The organism is Methanobrevibacter sp. (assembly GCF_017447225.1).
GTDB lineage: Archaea > Methanobacteriota > Methanobacteria > Methanobacteriales > Methanobacteriaceae > Methanocatella.
Map to the genome: position 1 here is coordinate 29,412 of NZ_JAFSNZ010000081.1, position 22,375 is coordinate 51,786.

General features: G+C 33.9%; 19 protein-coding genes. 7 read left to right on the forward strand and 12 right to left on the reverse strand.

The annotated features are described in order from the left end of the window. Positions 1 to 328: 328 nt before the first annotated feature. Complete coding sequence (locus tag IJQ68_RS07970) at positions 329 to 3,043, reverse strand: valine--tRNA ligase (RefSeq protein WP_292798990.1); 2,715 nt, start codon at positions 3,041 to 3,043, stop codon at positions 329 to 331. A 142-nt stretch (positions 3,044 to 3,185) separates the two neighbouring features. Here IJQ68_RS07970 and IJQ68_RS07975 point away from each other — a divergent pair, with 142 nt between their 5' ends. The 3 genes from IJQ68_RS07975 to IJQ68_RS07985 are packed head-to-tail and all read left to right on the forward strand — an operon-like array spanning position 3,186 to position 7,215. After that, complete coding sequence (locus tag IJQ68_RS07975) at positions 3,186 to 4,895, forward strand: ABC transporter ATP-binding protein (RefSeq protein ID WP_292798992.1); 1,710 nt, start codon at positions 3,186 to 3,188, stop codon at positions 4,893 to 4,895. Beyond that, on the forward strand, positions 4,892 to 6,697 hold the full coding sequence (locus tag IJQ68_RS07980) for an ABC transporter ATP-binding protein (protein WP_292798994.1): 1,806 nt from the start codon (positions 4,892 to 4,894) through the stop codon (positions 6,695 to 6,697). Before IJQ68_RS07975 ends, IJQ68_RS07980 begins: the two co-directional genes overlap by 4 nt. Further along, positions 6,694 to 7,215: a MarR family winged helix-turn-helix transcriptional regulator gene (locus tag IJQ68_RS07985; RefSeq protein ID WP_292798996.1), complete on the forward strand. Its 522-nt coding sequence runs from the start codon at positions 6,694 to 6,696 to the stop codon at positions 7,213 to 7,215. The genes IJQ68_RS07980 and IJQ68_RS07985 overlap by 4 nt, the downstream gene beginning before the upstream one ends. Before the next feature lie 12 nt (positions 7,216 to 7,227). Here IJQ68_RS07985 and IJQ68_RS07990 read toward each other — a convergent pair whose 3' ends face one another. Both IJQ68_RS07990 and IJQ68_RS07995 read right to left on the reverse strand, forming a co-directional pair. Then, positions 7,228 to 7,428: a hypothetical protein gene (locus IJQ68_RS07990; protein WP_292798998.1), complete on the reverse strand. Its 201-nt coding sequence runs from the start codon at positions 7,426 to 7,428 to the stop codon at positions 7,228 to 7,230. A 154-nt stretch (positions 7,429 to 7,582) separates the two neighbouring features. Next, entirely contained in the window at positions 7,583 to 8,506 is a 924-nt protein-coding gene (locus IJQ68_RS07995; protein WP_292799000.1) for a hypothetical protein, read from the reverse strand. Between the two features lie 276 nt (positions 8,507 to 8,782). On the opposite strand from IJQ68_RS07995, the gene IJQ68_RS08000 reads away from it, so the two are divergent. Then, positions 8,783 to 9,142 carry a hypothetical protein gene (locus tag IJQ68_RS08000; RefSeq protein WP_292799002.1) on the forward strand — a complete coding sequence of 120 codons (360 nt, stop codon included), beginning with the start codon at positions 8,783 to 8,785 and terminating at the stop codon, positions 9,140 to 9,142. A gap of 26 nt (positions 9,143 to 9,168) precedes the next feature. Next, positions 9,169 to 10,830 carry a phenylalanine--tRNA ligase subunit beta gene (gene pheT / locus IJQ68_RS08005; protein WP_292799004.1) on the forward strand — a complete coding sequence of 554 codons (1,662 nt, stop codon included), beginning with the start codon at positions 9,169 to 9,171 and terminating at the stop codon, positions 10,828 to 10,830. 33 nt (positions 10,831 to 10,863) lie between these two features. Here the strand turns inward: pheT and IJQ68_RS08010 are convergent, their stop codons facing one another. Genes IJQ68_RS08010 through IJQ68_RS08020 form a run of 3 tightly spaced genes read right to left on the reverse strand, consistent with a single transcriptional unit; the run spans position 10,864 to position 13,278 of the window. After that, positions 10,864 to 11,010, reverse strand: a complete 147-nt coding sequence (locus tag IJQ68_RS08010) for a hypothetical protein (RefSeq protein WP_292799006.1) — start codon at positions 11,008 to 11,010, stop codon at positions 10,864 to 10,866. 1 nt (position 11,011) lies between these two features. Then, on the reverse strand, positions 11,012 to 11,410 hold the full coding sequence (locus IJQ68_RS08015; RefSeq protein WP_292799008.1) for a secondary thiamine-phosphate synthase enzyme YjbQ: 399 nt from the start codon (positions 11,408 to 11,410) through the stop codon (positions 11,012 to 11,014). A gap of 53 nt (positions 11,411 to 11,463) precedes the next feature. Further along, positions 11,464 to 13,278, reverse strand: a complete 1,815-nt coding sequence (locus tag IJQ68_RS08020; protein WP_292799010.1) for a right-handed parallel beta-helix repeat-containing protein — start codon at positions 13,276 to 13,278, stop codon at positions 11,464 to 11,466. 258 nt (positions 13,279 to 13,536) lie between these two features. Between IJQ68_RS08020 and IJQ68_RS08025 the strand changes: the two genes are divergently transcribed. Further along, complete coding sequence (locus tag IJQ68_RS08025; protein ID WP_292799012.1) at positions 13,537 to 16,956, forward strand: nitrous oxide reductase family maturation protein NosD; 3,420 nt, start codon at positions 13,537 to 13,539, stop codon at positions 16,954 to 16,956. A 161-nt stretch (positions 16,957 to 17,117) separates the two neighbouring features. Next, a complete protein-coding gene (locus IJQ68_RS08030; protein WP_292799014.1) occupies positions 17,118 to 18,569 on the forward strand; it encodes a hypothetical protein in 1,452 nt (483 codons plus the stop codon). Here the strand turns inward: IJQ68_RS08030 and IJQ68_RS08035 are convergent. The 6 genes from IJQ68_RS08035 to IJQ68_RS08060 form a co-directional block, all read right to left on the reverse strand. Continuing rightward, complete coding sequence (locus IJQ68_RS08035; RefSeq protein ID WP_292799016.1) at positions 18,566 to 18,784, reverse strand: hypothetical protein; 219 nt, start codon at positions 18,782 to 18,784, stop codon at positions 18,566 to 18,568. The two genes, IJQ68_RS08030 and IJQ68_RS08035, sit on opposite strands and share 4 nt — an antisense overlap. Positions 18,785 to 18,793: 9 nt before the next feature. Continuing rightward, positions 18,794 to 19,480, reverse strand: coding sequence for a ribose-5-phosphate isomerase RpiA (rpiA, locus tag IJQ68_RS08040; protein WP_292799018.1), 687 nt, complete (start codon positions 19,478 to 19,480; stop codon positions 18,794 to 18,796). Positions 19,481 to 19,494: 14 nt separating this feature from the next. Then, a complete protein-coding gene (locus tag IJQ68_RS08045; RefSeq protein WP_292799020.1) occupies positions 19,495 to 19,932 on the reverse strand; it encodes a UPF0179 family protein in 438 nt (145 codons plus the stop codon). Beyond that, positions 19,933 to 20,976: an NAD(P)-dependent glycerol-1-phosphate dehydrogenase gene (locus IJQ68_RS08050; RefSeq protein WP_292799022.1), complete on the reverse strand. Its 1,044-nt coding sequence runs from the start codon at positions 20,974 to 20,976 to the stop codon at positions 19,933 to 19,935. Between the two features lie 74 nt (positions 20,977 to 21,050). Beyond that, positions 21,051 to 21,209 (reverse strand): hypothetical protein, encoded by a 159-nt coding sequence (locus IJQ68_RS08055; protein ID WP_292799024.1) that lies wholly within the window; start codon positions 21,207 to 21,209, stop codon positions 21,051 to 21,053. Between the two features lie 242 nt (positions 21,210 to 21,451). Then, a partial coding sequence (locus tag IJQ68_RS08060; RefSeq protein ID WP_292799026.1) for a transposase occupies positions 21,452 to 22,375 on the reverse strand: 924 nt, incomplete at its 5' end.

Genomic DNA, 22,375 nt, shown 5'->3' on the forward strand with positions numbered 1-22,375 from the left:
TAATTAAAATAGGCTCATGTGAATCATTAACAACAACAAAGTGAAAGGTTTTCAAAAATGCTTTTCACTAACACATCACCACATACATTAAAATGTATGTTTAATCTCACCCTATAACTTGTTTTATTATAATACTTATTTAAACTTTTTTTACGTTTAAAAGCAATATTACAATGACTTTAGAAAAAAATAACAACATTAGAATATTGTTTGAATCTAGAAAAAATAGCAATTAAAAATTATAAGTGGGATGAGAAATACAATAAATTCATAATTTAATGTTTATTTCAATTAGGAATTCAAAAAAAGAAAAACAATAAGAAGTAACCTATCTGATTACTTCTAAAATCATATCTAAGTTTTCAGATTGCAAGATATCTACTTTTTTACCTGATGCTCCCACAATCTCTTTTTTAATATTCAACATATCTTCACTTACTACCAGTTCACCGATAGCCAGTTCATGATTTTCAGCCAATATTGAATCAATTTCATCCAAAGGAGTTGATTTTAGATAACCTATGATTTTACCTGCGTCCCCTTTGAATTTAGGTCCGATTTGAGACATGTCAGGTTCCACTTCGATGATTTTTTCGTGAACTTCCGGTTTTCCTGATTTGATAGCTAAATCTTTGATTTTTAAGGTACCTTCAATATCATCAGCAAAGTCTTCAAAGATGCTTATTAACTCATCATCTGTGGTGTAGACATTAACTTCTGCAAGTTCAGCATTTAAAGGTATTTTAGAAGCGGATTTGAATCTTCTTACTTCATCTATTAAATCAATAGTAGTATCTCCTTTAGTTTCAAATTCTTCACTTATGAGTTTGCTGTTAACTTCAGGCCAGGAAGTGGTGTGTATTGATTCATCATCAAAGTACTGATAGACTTCTTCTGTAAAGAACGGTGCGATTGGAGCCAATAGTTTAAGTGAAGTTTCCACAACAGTCCTTAAAGTATATTTGGCCGCACGTCTTGATTCATCACTGACATCACTGTATAGTCTGTATTTTACTGCTTCAATATATTCGTCACAGAAATCGTGCCAGAAGAATCTTTCTATTGATGTGATTGTATCTGCGAAGTTATATTCTGCAAATGCGTTATCCACTTTAATGTTTAGGCTGTTTAATTTGGATAAAATCCATAAATCAAGAGGTCCCAAATTATCTTTAACTTCATCATATAATACTTCCTCATCGAATATCTGCATGCTGATAAATCTGAATGCATTCCAGAATTTTCTTAGGAATCTGTATCCGTGCTTGATGTCTTTCCAGTCGAATATTACATCAGATCCAGGAACGCTGTTTGCTGCCCAGGTTCTTAAGGAGTCAGCACCATATTTTTCAATTACCTCTTCAGGTCCGACTACAAACTCAGGTCTTGATTTACTCATTTTGTTTCCGTCTTCACCGAATACCATACCATTGATTACGATATCATCGAATGGTTTTTTGCCAGTTAAAGCAAGACATCTGAGTGTTGTATAAAATGCCCATGTACGGATAATGTCATGTCCCTGCGGACGGATATTTGATGGGAAATGATTGACGTAATCCTCATTTGGCCATCCTGCAATGGACAACGGTGAAATTGATGAGTCCATCCAAGTGTCTAGGACATCTTCTTCAGGGATGAATTCTTCACATCCGCATTCGCAGGCATGTTTAGGTTTGTCTTGAGTTGGATCAATTGGTAAGTCTTCAACTTCAGGTAGAATTACAGCTCCGCAGTCTTTACAGTACCATACTGGGATTGGAGTTGCAAATATTCTTTGTCTTGAGATACACCAGTCCCATTCCATTGAATCTGCCCAGTTTATCATACGGGATTTCATGTGTTCAGGCACCCATTTCATTTCATCGGCTGCGACTTTGGTTTTTTCAATCAAATCCCTTACAGCTACAAACCATTGTTTTTTAACGAGAATTTCAATAGGAGTTTTACATCTCCAGCACTGTCCGACATTTTGGTCTACCTGTTCCTGTTTTAACAGATATCCTTCACTGTCCAAGTCTTCTATGGTTTGTTTTTTACAGGTCTGCAAGTCCATTCCTTCATATCTTCCAGCAGCTGCAGTTAATGTTCCGGTTTCATCGATTGCATTGATGATTTCCAAGTCGTATTTTTGAACCCAGCTTACGTCAGTTTTATCCCCAAATGTACAAATCATTACTGCACCTGTACCAAATTCAGGATCTACTTCTTCATCTGCAATGATTTTTACTTTCTGATGTGATAACGGTACTTCAACATATTTTCCTAAAAGGTGAGTGTATCTTTCATCTTCAGGGTGAATTACAACAGCAACACATGCAGACATCAATTCAGGACGGGTGGTTGCAATAAGGATACCTTCATCTGAAGGGTCAGCCTGTTTTCCTGATGCCTGTGATGATACTATATCTTCATATGAATCTTCAACTGCAGGAGGGAAGTTGACATAGTTCAAAAATGTTGTGTTATCCGAATATTCAACTTCTGCAAAAGCAATAGCTGTCTCACAACGAGGACACCAGTTTACCGGGTGAATTCCCTGATAAATCAATCCTTCTTCATACATTTTTAAGAATGAATACTGGGTCTTTTTCATGTATTCAGGAGTCATTGTTACGAATTCACGACTCCAATCCTGTGAATAACCCATTGCCTGCATCTGAGCTTTCATTTTAGCAATGTTATCAGTAGTTAAATCAACACAATATTCTCTGAATTTTGCACGTGAAACATCATTTTTCTTGATTCCGTGAGTTTCTTCAACCTTTACTTCAGTTGGAAGACCGTGGCAGTCCCATCCCTGGGTGAACAATACATCATTGCCTTTCAGTCTTCTGTATCTTGCGTTCATATCAATGTAAACCCAATTCAATACGTGACCCAAGTGAATTGAGCCTGTTGGGTATGGAGGGGGAGTATCGATTACATATCTGGGACGAGAGCCATCTCCAAGGTATTTGTAGATTTCTTCATCTTCCCATTTCTTCTCCCAAACCTTTTCTTTTTTGAAATCATAGTCTTTAGGAATTTCTTGGTTTGACATAAATTTTCTCCTAATTATAGATAAAAATAATATTATTAGTTTTATAATTTATTGTTTATAAAAATATTCAATTTAATATTCAAAACATTTATATATGATAAAAGTCTAATAGGTACCTATAAAAAATAATTTGGAGGTACCTATGAGAAATATCTTAAGACCGCTTAAAAGCAAAATTCCACAAATAATAATGGTAATAATCTTTCTGATAATTCAGGCATACTGTAACCTTACATTACCTTCATACACCGCAAATATTGTAAATATCGGTATTCAAAATGCAGATATTGACTATATAATGAATACAGGTATGATGATGTTGGCAATGGTTGGAATTTCAGTTCTGGCTGCAGTTTTTTTATCATACTTTTCAAGCAGAATATCCTCAGGGTATGCAAAAGACTTAAGAAAGATAGTTTACAGGAAAGTTCTCAAGTTTTCAAACCATGAACTCAATGACATATCCAGGTCATCACTCATCACCCGTACAACAAATGATATCAATCAGATTCAAAGTGTTATCGGCATGGTATTGACAACACTGTTATTTGCACCAATTCTTGGAATAGGAAGTGTAATTAAAGCATTTGAGCTTGGAACCGACCTGTCATGGATTATTCTAATCACATTCATAGTGGTCGCATCACTATTGCTTATAATAATTACAAGAGTGTTGCCGTACTTTAAGGTAACGCAGGAAATAATCGACAAGATGAACAGGACTTCAAGAGAAATCCTTCTTGGAATTCCAGTTATAAAAGCATTTGTAAAGCAGAAAGTAGAACAGGAAAAATTCGAAAAGATAAATCGGGAATTTGTTGACGTTAACTTATATGTTTACAGAAGAATTTTCATTCTGATACCGTCAATGAGTTTAATTATGAATGTAATGATTGTTTTGATACTCTATTTCGGAGCATACAATGCCCTCAGCTCATCAATTTTAACAGGAGACATTATCGCATTCATCCAATATTCAACACAGATTGTAACGTCCTTTATCATGATGGGCGGATTTTTAATCATGCTTCCAAGAATCATTGTTTCCGGAAGACGTGTTGCGGAAGTTCTAAACACTGAAATCACAATTACCGACGGTGAACTAACAGAAATTAGTGATAAACCCAGTTTGGAATTCAAAAACGTTTCATACAAATACCCTAGAAGTGAAAAAGAAACATTAAAAGACATCAATTTTAAATTGGAGCCGGGAAAAACCACAGCAATCATAGGAGGAACAGGAAGCGGAAAATCCACAATCCTCAACCTGATTCCAAGGCTGCAGGATCCGACTTCAGGAGAAATCCTGATTAACGGCAGAAACATTAAAGACTACACTCTAAAAGCGCTGAGGGATAAAATCAGCTTTACGCCACAAAAAGCAATTCTTTTCCAGGGAACTGTCAAATCAAACATGCTTACAGGAAAGGATGATGCGAGTGACAGCGAAATTGAGGATGCATTAAAATTGGCACAAGTCGATTTCATTGATTCGATATATGACAAAGTTTCACAGGAAGCGTCAAATTTCTCAGGAGGACAGAAACAAAGACTGTCAATAGCCAGAGGAATAATTGGAAAGCACAGCTTTTATCTGTTTGATGACTGCTTTTCAGCACTTGACATGAACACGGAAGCAAAAGTGAAAGACAACCTGTACTCACTGTCAGAGGACTCATCCATATTGATTGTATCCCAAAGGATTTCAACAATAAAGGATGCTGATGAAATTATCGTAATGGACAACGGTGAGATAATTGATAGGGGAACACATGACGAGCTGAATGAAACGTGTGATGTATATCACGAGATAGTATCTTCACAAATCGACAGCATGGAGGTGACATTATGAGCCCGCCACCGGCAAGAAGAAAACCTCCTGAAAAGGCAACAGACAACAGAAAAGCAATAAAAAATATATTATTCCTATTGAAAGACTATAAACTGAAAATAGTGCTCACAGTAGTGTTCGGTATTGTTTCAACTGTGTTCAGCGTCATTTCACCATTATTGATTGGTCTTGCAACAACCACAATATTTGATGGAATCAACAGAATTATGAATAACACAGGAACAATAGACTTCAATTCCTTATTATTCTATTTAAGTGTGGTTGTAGTCCTTTATATCATAAGTTCAGTGTTTTCATACCTTCAAAGCTATGTATTAATTGACATTTCAACAGACATCAGCTATAACTTAAGATCAAGGATAATGGAAAAGATCACATCACTTTCAATGGACAATGTTGATGAAAACAAAAGGGGAGACATATTATCAAGGATTACCAACGATGTCGATTCACTCCAAAATGGAATTACACAGGCTTTCCTTCAGATGCTGACCGCAATAATAACAATCATAGGCGTTTTTGTAATGATGCTCTACATCAATGTATGGATGACGCTTGCAACAATAATTCTCGTGCCAGTATCATTTTTAATGATAATTCTCGTTACAAGATATTCCCAAAGCTATTTCCTTAAACAACTTGTCTTTAAAGGCAGTCTGAATGCGCAAATCGAAGAGACATTTACAGGTCATGACATCATACGCGCATTCAACCAGGAGGAAAAATCAATTGAAAAATTCGAACAGGACAACGATGAATGGTACACACAGGAATGGAAATCACAGTTCTTCTCAAGCCTTACAGGTCCTGCAATGAACTTCATTTCAAATTTTGCATATGTTCTTATTGCAGTTCTTGGAGCAATATTCGTGCTTGAAAAAGCAATAGCTGTTGGAGACATTTTAGCATTCTTCCAATACATTGAAAACTTTACAAGACCAATCCAGCAAATCACAAGAGTGATGAGTCTTGTTCAAACAGCAATGGCGGCTACTGAAAGGATATTTGAATTTCTGGAACTTGATGATGAGGAAAACCCATCAGACAGACAAATCACAGATATTGAAAAGGAAATTACCTTTGAAAATGTCAGCTTCGGGTACACTCCAAATGAAAAGATCATTAAAAACCTATCATTCAATGTCAAAAAAGGTGAAAAGATAGCGATTGTCGGAGAAACAGGAGCAGGAAAAACCACAATAGTCAAACTGCTAATGAGATTCTATGATATTGATGGGGGAGAAATAAAAATTGATGGAGTAAACATAGAAGAATACGATAAACACTCAATAAGATCACTTATCGGAATGGTTCTGCAGGATTCCTGGCTGTTTTCAGACACCATTGCAAACAATATCCGTTACGGAAAACTGGATGCAACTGATGAGGAAGTTATGGAAGCGGCAAGCCAAGTTTATGCTGATAACTTCATTAAGCAATTACCTGACGGATACGACAGCCTTTTAAATGAGGATGTTGACAACATTTCCCACGGACAAAAACAGCTCCTAACAATAGCTAGAACAATACTGTCTTCCAAAAAGATATTGATTCTGGATGAAGCAACATCAAGCGTCGATACAAGAACCGAAAAACTGATTCAAAAGGCAATGGACAGGCTTATGGAAAACAGAACCAGCTTCATTATAGCACACAGGTTATCCACCATCAAGAATGCGGATAAGATTATAGTTATTGAAAATGGTGAGATAATAGAATCCGGAAACCATGAAGAACTGATTGCCAAAAAAGGATATTATTACAATACACTAAATACACAAAATAAGGAGAATATAATATGAACAACGAATTGTTATATCTCAAGCTATTCAGATTAAGCCATATGATGGATATAAACAATAAACGATGCAATAAAAAGACAATAACTAAAGGTCAGGGCAGAATCTTGATGATTTTACAAAAAAAAGATGGAATATCAACAAAGGATCTGGCTGAGATAATGGACATCAGAGTAACATCTCTTAATGAAACACTCAACAAGTTAGAACAGAAAGGATATGTGAAAAAGGTAAAATCTGAAACGGATAAAAGGATTTTACTCATATATTTAACAGACAAAGGTCGTGAATTTGAATTCATTAAACTAAAGGATGTAGATATCTTCAACTGCTTGAATGAAAAAGAAAAAGAGGAATTCAACGAATATCTGAATCGTGTGACCCTGACATATCACAATAAGCTGAAAAATGAAAATCCCGAATTTGAAAAAATGTTTAAACACAGACAAGAGCTGTTTAAAAAGCATTTTGGTGATATTAATCCTGATGAAACATGGTTTTTAAACAAAAATATTAAATAATCCACTTTAGGATTATTTAATGTTTAGTATACTTTTTATAGGTAATTCTGTGATTTCAGCAATTTCATCATTTGCAAATCCTTTACGCACCATATTTTTAGCAATTTCAAGTTTACATTCCACAAATCCTACTTGCCTTCCTTCTTCCCTACCAATTTGTATGCCTTCTTTTATTCCATCTTTTCGTCCTGCTTCTTCCGCACGACATATCATACCATCGATTCTAGCATTTAATATATCTTGACTTGTAACTTCACCTCTTTTTTTGTCATGTTAAACCTCTTTATAACATACCTTAAGAAATTAGTGAAACTAAAAAAGATGACACCCTAGTTAAACAAAAGAAATATTAAATAACCACTAAGGATTATTTAATATTTAACACACTTAATCTAGGTAATCCAGTGATTTCAACAATATCATCCGTCGCAAACCCTTTATTCACCATATTTCTAGCAGTTTCAAGCTTATTTTCTTCTCTTCCTTCTTCTCTACCTTCTTTTCTTCCTTCTTCTCTACCTTCTTTTCTTCCCACCTCTTCTGCACGACATAACATTCCATCAATTCTAGCATTAATAATATCCTGACTTGTAACTTCAACTTCTTTTTTTGTCATTTTTAAACCTCTCATAGCTTTTTTAATGTTCTTTTCAGTAGTTAGATGTTTTCCTGACCATAAAATTAAACATTTTCTTAATATTTTCAACAAATCCTCATCAATAATTAGATTATTATATATTTCAATTAATTCAATGATGATGTTTTCTTTATTCTGGTTTGATCGGTATGTTGGCATCCAAATTATGTCTAATGCATCATATGCATTAATTACTTGATTGTTTTGTATTTTGTATTTTATATTATTTAGTTTTACTGATTGCTCTTTTTCTTTTGAGTTAATCCATGTAGGATTATACACTGATGTCGGACTTGCATAATCCACTTTGAATTCTGGTATATGTCCAGTGTTGAATATGAATGGATATACCAGTTTTTTTGTAGCAGCATGCAGCACAGTCTGATACTGGAAATTTCTGCGCATCAAATCCTCTGTTATGTTTGTGTGATGTTCAATATGAACAACATCACCGTTTTTTAGAAGATATGCATGATCAATATTTAGATCCCTGAAATCCTGTGAAAGATATCTTTTAGGCAGCAATTCGGCAATATCTTTAATATTTGTTAGAAATTCCGTGAATTCTTCAATTTCATTATCACAAATGCTGAAAATCTTATCTTCAGTATCGTATTTATTAGGAAGTGAGGAATCAACAAGTTTATTTTTCATATATTTTTCACCTCAAACAATTAATTATTAAATGTGTTAATATTAAATAAATTAATATATAAACATTTCTTTTTTAATATAAAAAATGAATAAAGGAAATTTTTACAAATCAAGTGAAAATTACCGCATTAAAGCAATATTAACATGAGAATATAATTTTTATAAATGATGATAGAATTTCAAACACGGAACAAAAATTACAAATCAATAGATAAATATATTATATTTAATAATCATAGATAATTATATTATAAATTTTTAAAGGACTGTTAAATAATGCACTTACTATGGTTTTACGTTGCAATTGTTTTAGCTTTAAGCGATATACTGCACACACAACTGATGTGGAAAGTATTGAATAACTTTTACATCATATTAGGTGGTTTAATCTATCATTCCGTAGACAATTCCCCTTTAAAGACATGGGTAGTCCACGAATTGATGGAAGCGGCATTTCACTTTATTGTCTTGTCAATTGTATTCCTATCACCGACCGTAGGTATATTAGCAGCCACAATTCATTTTATAATAGATGTAAGCCACACGTTCTTAATTGGCCATATGGGCGAATTGGAACACAGAGCTTTGCATTTTTTAATTGAATCAGTATTTTTCATTTTAATTTATGGACTGTAAATATTAAAATTAATGGAGTATATTAAATGCCAGTTATTACATTCAAATACCAGGATTTAAAAGATTTAGGAATAGATATGGAAAAAGATGAATTAATAGACACATTGCCTATGATGTCCAGCGACATTGAGGACTTTGATGATGAAGAAATCAAAGTGGAATTCTTCCCTAACCGTCCGGACAACTTGTCTGTTGAAGGAGTAGCCAGATCTTTTAAAGGTTTTATTGGTCAGGAAATTGGTATTCCAAAATATGAAATCACATCCTCCGGAGAAAGCGTTATTGTAGAAAATGATGTGGCTGAAATCAGACCATACATTGCTTTTGCAAAAATTGATGATGTCGATTTTACCGGAGACAAACTCAAATACATAATGGATTTCCAGGAAAATCTCCACTGGGTAATCGGTAGGGACAGAAAAAAAGTGGCTATAGGTATCCACAATGCAGATGTTGTAAAAGCTCCATTCAAATACATTGCAACTCCAAAAGAGGAAAATGCATTCATTCCTCTTGAAAAAGATACTCCAATGACTCCAGATCAAATCTTAACTGAACATGACAAAGGTAAAGATTACGCTCATCTGATTGAAGACTTTGAAAAATACCCATTGATTTTAGACTGTGATGACAATATCCTTTCAATGCCACCGATCATCAACGGTGAGCTAACAAAAATCAAGGAAGACACTAAAAACATCATTGTTGATGTAACAGGTACTGATGAGCGAGCAGTTAACCAGGCATTGAACATTATCTGCTGTTCATTTGCGGAAGTTGGAGGAAAAATAAAAAGCATGGAGGTTAAATATTCCGACAAAACCATTGTCAGTCCCGATTTAACTCCACAAGAAATTAACGTTCATGTAGACACTGCAAATGAACTTATTGGTGGAATTAACCTAAATGCTAAAGACATTAAGGAATTGTTATTCAAAGCAAGGTTTGATGCCGAAATATTAAATGACAATGAACTGAAAGTTTATGTTCCAGCATACAGAGTAGATATTTTACATGAAGTGGATATCGTGGAAAACATTGCTGTACAATACAGAATCAACTCAATTGAAGCTGAATTGCCTGATATCAATACCGTTGCATATGAAAATGACTGGTTTAAGGCTGAAGGAACAATCCGTGAAGTCATGGTCGGTTTAGGCTTCCAGGAAGTAATGAGCTTGATGTTAACCAATGAGGAATCACATTACGAATTCATGAAACAGGCTGAAGAGGATCACGTTCAGGTAGCAAGACCGATCACAATTGACAGAACCATGATTCGTACAAGTCTAATCAACAGTTTAATGGAATTTTTAGAAGACAACAAGCACGAAGACCTGCCTCAAAAGATATTTGAAATTGGTGACGTTTTATATATGGACGAATCCAGAGAAAATAAGGTCAGAACTTCTAAAAAATTAGCTGCGTTAAGTTGTCACTCAACTGCAAACTTCACTGAAATCAAATCAATTGTAACAAGCGTTCTTTCAAATTTAGGCTATTCAATGGAAATAGCTGACAGTGAAAATCCATCATTTATTGAAGGAAGAGCTGCTGATGTGACTGGAGAAGCTGAAAACGGATTCATTAAAGGATTCTTTGGTGAAATTTCACCTGAAGTCATTACAAACTTCACATTAGAATATCCGGTTGTTGCATTTGAAATTGAATTTATTAACAAAGAGTAATCACTCTTTTTAATAACCATACCATTTATTTTTTTAATACCATGTCTTTTTCATCTGTACATCTATCTGTTCATAGCTGACATTTGTATTATGTGAAATATCAAACGGCAGATTAGTTAAAAGTATTGCTATTGCAATGATTACAATGACAAGTATTAAAATTATCAACCATTTTTTCATTTTAATCACTGATGAATTTTAAGCTGACTGTTCTGTTTTTTCTAGGCCCGTCAAGTTCTATGAAAAATACTGACTGCCAGGTTCCCAGGTCCAGTTTTCCCCCAGAAATTGGCAATGTTTCACTTGAAGACAGCAAAAATGATTTCAGATGAGATTTTGCATTGCTATCTATACGGTCATGCTTCCATGAATATTTATCTGAGACCAAATCATTCAGCATCACTTCCAAATCATCCAGAAGTCCGCTTTCATTTTCATTGACAACAATAGCTGAGGTGGAATGCCTGGAGAAAATATTAACAATACCCGAATCGATATCTATCTCCCGATTAATCATGGATGTGATATCAATTATTTCAAAATGCTTGTTTGAATTTAGAATAATTTTTTTAGATGACATTGATAATTGATTTATAAAAACTAGTATAAAAAAATAAGAAAAAAGAGTTAATTTTAATCGAACTCATTTTTACGTCTATATCCATATAAAAATACTGCAACGATAAATAGAAGCGCCAATACAATAACAATTGAATTGTCCTGTAATGGATTTGCTTTTTTACTTACCTGAGATAAATCATAGGCTTTTCCATCATTTTCAGAATCCCCTGGAGAAGATGAATCACCAGACTCAACACTGCCTGATTCAGCAGCATTTTCCTGACCTCGTGACTGTTCCTGTTCACCTAACTGGGAACTGGATTCAGACATGACATTGGAACTGTTGGTTCCGTAATTGGCAATGATATTGCCCTGATTATTAGATACGGTAGTGGAATTACTATTGGTATTGGAAGTATCGCTACCGCTATTTGAAGAGGAGCCCCCCTGTCCATCATTTGAACCATCAGTTGAATTTGATGAACCGCTGTTGGAACCTGAACCTGATGATGAGCCGGAGCCAGATCCAGATCCACTTTCACCATTAGAATTTGAACCTGATGAAGAACCTCCGTTATCGCTGGAAGATGGAGAATACTTTTCTACAGTTTCCTTACGGTAATCAGGTACTTTTTCACCATGCTTTATTTCAACTTCATGACTTTGACTTGAATCAGTTTCAACTACTCCTTTACCGTTTTGAATCTTTACACTGTATTCCTTACCGTCGACAGAAATCTTTTGGTCAAAGAATGCGAAATCATTAACAGGTTCGCCGTCTTCATAAATCTGAATACCAATACCGTTTGATATGGATGTGAAATCCATGGTTAATATCTTTGCAAGAAGCATCGGACATATAAATGTATGGACATCATCATTTGAATCAAAATAATTAGGACCTAGCTTGAACTGTTCTTTTGATGGGTTGTTTTTAGCCTGGAAGTTTTCATTATGCATTAAAGCATTATATGAAATGTCAGGTTTTTCTTTGTTGACAGTTTCATATTCTTCTCCGAATAAGAAACCGTTTCCTGTTTCAAAACCACCCAATTCAGAATCTGGATCCATACGGTTGAATTCCAATGTATTATACATGAATTTGTCGCCGCTTGACTGTGCATCCATATAGATACCATTAGTATTCTCGTAAACATGATTATAGGTAACATTATTGTTGGAAGACCTGTTGTACATGGAAATTCCGTTGAATGAATTGAAAAAGACTTCATTCCACCAGATGTTAGAGGAATACATGTTTGATGTTTCAATTCCTGATCTTCCATTGTTTCCTATAGTATTATTGAATATAGAGATATTTCTTATATCCTGCACCTGAATACTGTTTAAAAGGGCATCATGAACATAATTGTAGTTTATCTGCACATTATCTGAGTTTTTAACCAAAATATTGTTTACTGCCTGAGATACAGTGTTGTTTTCAACAATAGTATTAGATGATTTATCTAAAATGACAGCATAATCAGCGCCGGCAGCAATTATATTAAATCCTGATAGGATACTGCCTGAACTGTTTTGAGTAAAATAGAATCCGAAAGTATTGTCAATGCCTGCCTTTTCATTGACGGAAGGACTGACATTTATTGTACTATTTTTATTTGAAAATATTTTCAACTGTTTGTCGATGACTAATGATATATTATCATAACTTTCGGATATGAATTCAAATGCATCTCCATTAGTAGCACCGGAAATCATTGTCTGAATTTCATCATTGGACAAGTCAGAAGTTATAATATAATTCGTTCCATTGTCAAAATTACTAATAACACTCTCATCACTAGCTGAAACAGTAGAAATTAAGCATAAAGCAAATAAAAATATAATAAGCACATTAAATACAATATTAAATTTTTTTGTAATCATGTAAAATCTACTCTCGATATGTATTTTAAATCATAACAATATGACTGATTTACACTTAATTTTATTAATCGTTATGTAATATAAAGTTTTGTAATAATACAATCAAAATAAAAGATATGCTTACCTTATTTTAAAAAATACTGAAATATAACATAGTTATGATAATTTATTTAAATAAACATGTATAAACAATATAACATTAAATGTATATCGAAATAATATTTTTTACATTTAATAATATTCAAATCGAGGAATAATATGAATACTAAAAAAATAATTTTATCAATATTTTTAGTTTTTATTGTCCTTTTGAGCTCAAGCATGGTATTTGCTGAAGATGTATTAGATAACAGCTCTTCATCAGATGATGTGCTTGCCATAAGCGAAAATGACAATATTCAAACATCTTCCCAACAGACAATCAGTGCTGGTTCAAACAGTACGACCATACAAGACACTATTAATGGCATGTCTGACGGAGATACATTAAATTTTGAAGAAGGAACATATACAGATATTTGTATATATATTGACAAAAGCATCACAATCAACGGAAACGGTGCAACCTTAATCGGATACTCCTCCCCAGGTGTCAATAATACAAATATCCCTGAAAAAGTTAGAGCAACCACCGCTGAAGGAGGATATGCTGTTACAAACTTTGCAACTGTATACCTATTGAATGCGGAAAATATCGTAATGAGCGGATTGAAAATTGTAGGTCTTGATGATTCAATCTACTCCAACGCAGCATTATACATCAGTCAAGCAAAAGGAGTAAAAGTTGACAACAACACAATCGAAGGTTCATCATGGGGTATTTACATGACAAGTTCTCCTGATGGAACTGTCTCCAACAACTTGATTGAAAACCAGAAAACCACAGGATTTTTAAATTTCGGTTCTGCAAGAACTTTAATTACCAACAATACCGTAATCAACGCTAAAAACCATGGTATTGACGTAAGACACGGAACCGGACCAAATGTACAGGTAATTAACAACACAGTAATCGGCTCAAAAGAAGGAATTTATCTCATGCACTCCAAAGGCCATACTGCAACCCAAAACACACTTATTAACTGTTCAATCAGTTCAATAACCTGTTACGGATCATCAGATGTTAACGTATATGACAATACAATGTACAAATCAAGAATTGGTGTATTATTAGGTGGAGGATACTCTGATATTACTATTGGGGAAAACAAATTCCAATTAGATAACTTGCCATTCCCACCAACATTCGTCTACTATGTAGCAACTGCACAATCAGATTATCAAAGTGCAACCAATGATATTGGAGTTTATACTGATTCCAGTTCAACCAACGAAACATATTCAAATATAACAAATATTCCAACTCCAAAAGAAATTGTAATTGATTATAACACCATCTTAGCTCCAACAGGAACTACATACAATGTTTCTGCTGATGCAAGTTCAACCGAAATACAATCAATTATCGACTCAATGGCAGATGGAGACACTTTAAGCTTTGCTGAAAATGCAGTATATGAAAACATTTCCATCTACACAGATAAAAACATCAAAATAATCGGTAACGGTGCAACATTAATCGGATATGATAGCCTCAACAAGGAAAATGTGCCTGAAAGAGTAAGAAACCAAAGCAGTGAAGGAGGATATGCAGTTACATATTATGCTGTATTATACACATTAAACAACACAAATGTTGTTATTTCCGACTTAAACATCATAGCCAGATTCCCTGGATACAACACTGCAACTGTAGGTGCGACAACTGAAGAATATAAGACCGCAGGAATTTACGCTGATGCAAGTACCAACTTAACAATAACTGGATGTGAAATTGAAGGTGCATCATTCGGTATATTCATGCAATACTCAGGTGATTCAGTCATTACAAACAACAAGATTCATGACCAATACACAAACGGTATGATTAACTTCGGTTCACCTAGAAACATAATTGCAAACAACACAATTTCAAATGTAGTAAACCACGGTATTGACGTAAGACACGGAACCGGACCAAACGTCATCATATTCAATAATACAATCAACGGTGCAAAAGAAGGAATTTATCTCATGCATTCAAGAGGACATATGGTTTACAACAACACCATCATGAACGCAAAAATCGCTTCAATTACTGCATACGGATCTGGAAACGAATACATCTTTAACAACACCATGATTCAGAGCAGAATCGGTCTTTTACTTGGTGGAGGATACTACAATGTAACTATCGGTCCAAATACTTATAATTTAGACTTCTTACCATTCCCACCAACATTCGTAACATACATTGCATTTGCGGATGACCAATACCAAGGAGCATCTAAAGTTCAAGGAACATACAGTGACGGTGCATACTTACCTCCTGCAACAATCATTGCAGAAGATTTAACCAGCAATTCTACTAAAATCACATACAGTGCTATTTTAAAAGATAACAGTGGAATAGAACAAGCTAATGAAACTTTAATCTTTGCAATCAATGGCGAAATATTGACTGCAGTCACTGATGAAAACGGAACTGCTAGTGTTAGTACAATTTTACCTAATGGAAACTATACTGTTGTCGTTGACTTTTATGGAAATGACAAATTAGGTAAAAAAACCGAACAAGCAACAATTGCAGTCAACAGTCCTATTGCAGTTGATTTAGAAGCTCCGGAAATTGAAATGTATTTCAAAAACGGCACTAAATTTAAAGTAACATTAACTTCAAACGGAACCGGAATTGCTAACCAAAGTGTAATCATTACACTCAATGGTGTAAACAACACCCGTACAACAGACGAAAATGGTACTGTTAACATGAACATTAACTTAAGAAGCGGAGAATATGATGTTGCTGTTTACTATGATGGTAACGGCAGCTATGACCCAGCAAAAGTTAATTCCAAAATAACTGTTTTAAGTACTATTTCTGGAAAAGACATTACTAAAATCTTCAAAAACGGCACTCAATACTACGCTACCTTTGTTGATGGTCAGGGAAATCCTTTAGCTAACGGAACCGAAGTAAAATTTAACATTAACGGTGTAATGTATCAACGTAAAGTTAATGAAAATGGTACTGCAAGATTAAACATTAATTTAGCTCAAGGAACTTACATTATTACTGCAACCCACCCTGAAAACGGTGAAACTGCATCCAATACCATCACAGTTCTTCCAAAAATCACTGAAAACAATGATTTAGTCAAATACTTCAAAAATGATTCACAATACGTTGTAAAAGTATTGGATGATGAAGGTAATCCTGTTGGTGCAAACGAAACCGTTACATTTAACATCAACGGTGTAATGTATGAAAGACTAACCAACGAATCCGGATACGCCAAATTAAATATCAACCTACAAGCAGGAGATTACATAATCACTGCAATGTATGGTGGATGTAATGTAGCAAACAACATTACCGTAAAACCAATATTAAATGCAACAAACATTAACATGACCTACAAAGACGGAACCCAATTCAAAGCAACATTAGTTGACGGTCAAGGAAATCCATATTCAGGTCAGAATGTTACATTCAACATTAACGGAGTATTCTACGACAGAACTACAGACGGTAATGGAACTGCTGCTCTAAACATTAACTTAATGGCTGGAGAATACATTATAACCTCAAGTTATAACGGATGCAATATAGCAAACACCATAAAAATTACCGCATAAGTGAATGAAATACCATTCACTTCTTTTTTTATTTTTTTGTAAACCTTAAAAATTCATTATATTAAGGAATAACTAAATTTAAAGCTAATTTTTAGTTAAAACTAAATAATAAATAGAATAATTTAAATATAACAAGTTTTAAAATAAGATTAAGTGATTATATGGAAAAAACAAATTATCTAATCAGAGAAAATAACACACAAAAAGTATATCTGACAGAAAGCACTATAGATATAATTCCTCTTTTAGAAGAAACATATCCATATATCATTAATTCAATTAAAAAAGAAGATTTTATACTTAAAAGTGAAAAATGCAATTTATTTAAAGAATTAGTTTTTGAAAATAAGGTTGTTGGCTTCTGCTCATATGACTTTTCAAGAGAATTTATGACAGCTGCAATGAATAACATTTACATATTGCCGGAATTTCGAGGCAATGGCCTGTTTTTGGAAGAGCTTGAAAAAACAATGAAAGAACATAATAAACCAAGCATAATAGAACCTACAAGACATATTGTGGAATTATTGATTAAATATGGCTTTGCAAAAAAAATCAATGATAATATAGTCGCCAGTGCCATTGAATTTATTGTTCCTGGAGAGCATGTGCTGACAAATAATGAAATAGAAAACGAAGAGGAACTGTCAACCCATTACTACGATTTAAATATCTGTGCCAGCATACATCTATTGGACAGCGAAAAATGTACAATAGCATATAGCTTGCCGTTAAATGACGATATACTAAGGTATGATTGCATAGAAAGCAGATCTAAACTGAATGAAGACTACTTCAAGAATATCAAAAATGTTTATGTGAATAACCAGGAAGAAATACTTGAGATTTTAGTTGATTTGGAAGAAAATCTTCCTTTAATAGAATATAGCCTTGAAGAGGTAATTGGAAGTGAAGATGAATTGTCTCCTTATATAGAAACATTGATTGATGATGCACACATCACACACAACCAAGCATTGCAGATTAGAAATCAACTGAAAGAAGAATATGAAGCCGGAATGATTTTAAACGAATCACTATTAATAAGATTGGCATACCTTTTCAATGTTCCCGAAGAGCCAAGGCTGATTACCCATGATGAAAAATGTCCTTATTGTGAAATGCCTGTTGATGATCATGACAGATATTGTCATTACTGTGGAATAAACTTAAGTTATAATCCTGATGATGTTAAAAATACACTAATCAGCTCCATTGACCAATTCAACAATAATTTGAATATTTCCGAAGACATTAGATACATCGCATATAAATTTCTGAAAATGATTAACGAAAAAATAGACTTTGAATATGCAATGTTTATGAGCAAAAGCAATTACAGTATTGACTTTAAAATATTGAAAAGGTTTCTGGATGAAAACAATTTCATAAAAAACAATGAAATAACTGATGAAGGGATTGATTTTATAAACAGTCATCCTTTACATTACTATGAAAAATATCACATGAATATATTAGATTACACAAAATTTGAAGAATATTTCTGGCAAAATTCAGATTTGGATGGTAAAGAAATATGTTTAAAGTTTCTCGACAAATACGATGACGAATATATCGATGAAATAAAAGAAGAAATTAAAAAAAGTCATTAATAGGACTTTCTTTTTGATAATGCAATATATACAATGAATATTCCAATCAATAGCAAGACTATTTGTGGGAAAATTGCAAATAAAATCACTGGAATTAACTTTAACTCAGCCAATATCCATAAGATAGCATATATAATAATCACAATTCCCAAAAGAAGTAAAAATTTGTTAAGATAGCTTCTTATCGTATATTCATCCAAACCAGGAATAGGCATCGAATCACCCTATAGCTCTTTTGTACCTTCAGATGTTCCTACAATTACACGATCAACCATTTGTGAGAATATTCCGTTTTCAACAACCCCTGGAATAGAGTTCAAATCAATTTCCAAATGTGCTGGACTTTCAATCTCATCGAATTTGGCATCAATTACAAAGTTTCCGTTATCAGTTATGACAGGACCGTCTTTTCTTTGGGCCATTCTGATTTCACATTCAGCACCCATATCCTCCAAAGCCTGGATGACAACACGGGATGCGTCAGGAATTACTTCTACCGGAACTGGGAAAGTTCCTAAACTTTCAACGACTTTAGACTCATCCACAATTACAATAAACTCTTTTGCGGCATAGTCTACGATTTTTTCTTTAGTGTGGGCTGCTCCACCGCCTTTAATGAGATTAAAGTCACCGTCGACTTCATCTGCCCCATCAACAGATAAATCAATGTCATTTTCTTCCAAGGTAGTTATTGGAATATTCCATTTTTTAGCAAGCAATAATGATTGGAATGAAGTAGGGATTCCTTTTACTTTAATTCCTTCTTCAGCCATTCTCATACCAACTTTTTCAATGAAATAATGTGTTGTGGAACCAGTTCCTAATCCTAAAACCATTCCATCTTCAACATATTCGGCAGCCTTATATCCTGCGTTCTTTTTACTGGAATCATTTTTACTAGCATTTTTCATGACAAACACCAAAATTAAATAACAAAGCCTAAAGTAAGTTTATTAAGAATTAATCCTTTTTTACAGCCTTCCTTATGTTTTCCTTGATTCTTTAAAACAATACATTTATCATTTTCGATTAAACCTTCAGGGAAACACAAGTCATGATATTCACAATAATCATCACAATCAGGAGCATTGTAAGTGAAAGTTGATCCTTCAAAGATATTTTTGGAAGTGGTCAGCACTTCAATTTCAGCTCTTTCAACTTCAACTGGAATTACAGCATTTTCGGCATGAATCGGACATTTTTGCTCATTATCCTTAACATCAGTAATCACATATTTTCTGTTTACTTCCAGACTGCCTACACAAGATGATTTGAATCTGCAACTTTCACATTCTTCAGCCGGACCTAAGAAAACAAATTCTGTTCCTTCACTTGCCAAATCCTTACCAATCAATGTAATCATCTAAATCACCTCAGTATTATATGCCAATTCATATGCGGCATCTTTTGAAATTCCGTTATCTCCCAAAATAGTATATCTGTCAGGTCTTATTTTATGAGCCATCAATAATGCTTCAATAACATCCTCATCGGAAATTCCCAATTCCTTAGCGTTTATCGGTGCTCCGACAGCTTTAAGACAATCCCTTATGAATTTCCAGTCATCACCATAAAGCGCCATCATCAATATGCTTCCGACACCGCACTGTTCTCCATGTAATTTAGGTTTTTCAAGTATCTTGTCAAGAGAATGTGAAAACATGTGTTCAGATCCGCTGGCAGGCCTGCTGGAACCTGCAATACTGATTGCAGTGCCGCTGCTGAATAAGGACTTCATAACAATCCGGGCACTCTCTTCAAGTCCCGGTTTGATATTATGAATATTATTTGTAATCAGTTTAGCAGACATTATTGATAGTGAAGCCGCAGATTCACTATACTCAACAAATTTCAGCCTATGAGCCAGTTCCCAATCCTTGACTGCAGTGAAGTTGGATATCAAATCGGCACATCCTGCAGACAATAGTCTGAATGGGGAATTTGCAATGATGTTACTGTCCCCGATAAGTGCAATCGGTGCATTTGCCTTAACTGATGTGGATCTGTCAGGATTTTTTATTGAAGCTAAAGGAGATACAATACCGTCGTGTGAAGCTGTTGTAGGCATGGAAACAAAATAAACATTCTTATTGAAAGACGCATATTTTGCAACGTCAATTATTTTTCCTCCGCCAACACCAATGACCAGCGTGTCGGAGTCGATGTATTCTTCCACTTCACTTACACTTTCAAATGAAGCATCATCAATAATTTTGACATCAACTTCATAATCATTCTCTTCAAGGTTTTCAACTGCATATTTAGCTCCGGCATCATAAGTATGATGGCCTGTGATAATTAAAGCCTTTTTTGACAGGTGTAAACCTTCCAAAATCTCAGCGGTTTCATAGATGACGTCAGGTCCTATGTAAACCTCACGAGGCATTTGTATTTTCCTATGATTCATAAATATCTCCTAAAAAAATAACTATACATTTTTATATATGAAATCATTATATTAAATAACTTTTCTTTTGAAGTTTAATAGAAAAATTCCCTTAGGAATTTAATGATGTTAATATGCTCAATCCCTTCCATTGAATGATCTTCTTTATCCATACTTAAAACATACTTGGGATAATTATCTTTTATTAACATCAATGGCCTGAATTCACGTTCTATAACATCATCATCTTCCAAATGATAAGCTACCTGAACATAGAACTTCTTATTATTTTTTCTACAAACAAAATCAATTTCATAATCGTTAAAACAACCTACAGTAACTTTACAATCATTTCTAAGTAATTCCAGATATATGATATTTTCAAGAATTTTACCAACATTTCGTTGTTTTTCCTCAAGTTGAGATTTTTGAACCTCCCCTCAGTAAGACGGAGGGGATTCGCATACCTAAAAAAAAAATATTTTGTATTTATTTTTTAGGATAATTTTACTGCACCGGCGCACCGACGGCTAAATCTTTTTAATCCTTCGTTAAGAATGTTGATTGCTGCATTGACATCACGATCATGGTATGTGCCGCATTCGGGACATTTCCAATTTCTTTTGTTTAAGTTCTTTGGGCCTTTTAGTTTTGTGTTTTTGTATCCACAGTTGCTGCATTTTTGTGTTGTGGGAATATTGGCCGGTATTTTTTCGAAGTCAGTATTGTTCCATTGTGCTTTGTATTGGATTTTGTCCATGAATTTTCTGGGTGAGTTTAATTGTATTTTCCTACTCAAGTACGGATTGTGTTTCCAGAATATGATGTTTTCGTTTTGTACTGCTATAAATGAACTATTTTCGATGATTTGATGTGATTTTTTATCGTAATAGTCTTTTTGTTTGTTTTTTAGTTTTGCCCACCATTTGTTATATAGTTTTTTTGCTCTGCGGTATCTGTTTGAGTTTTTTTTATGTGTGCTCATTATTTTTTGGTAGTGGATGATTCTATCTGTTTCTTTCGTTAAATCTAGATTGGCTATCTCGTTTTCGTTGGAAAGAACTGCTAGTTTTTTGCATCCGATGTCAATGCCTATTTGTTGGTTGCCCTTTTTTTCAACAGGAGTGTGAATACATTTGACGTTAATTATTGCGTAGTATTTCATGTTTTCTTTTTTAATGGTTGCATTCTGTATTTTCACGGTATTGTCATGGGAATCACTTCCTTTTTTTAGTAGATCTTTGTATTCTTTGCTTGTTTTAAATTTTACTAATCCTAATTTTGCTAATTTTAATTTAGGATATCCATTTTTGTCATTGGTTATTCTTACATTGTTTTTGTTGTTTTGGATTCTGATGCTGTCTTTTTTATTCTTTTTACATTTAAACCTAGGATAATTTGATTTTAAATTAGGATTAAA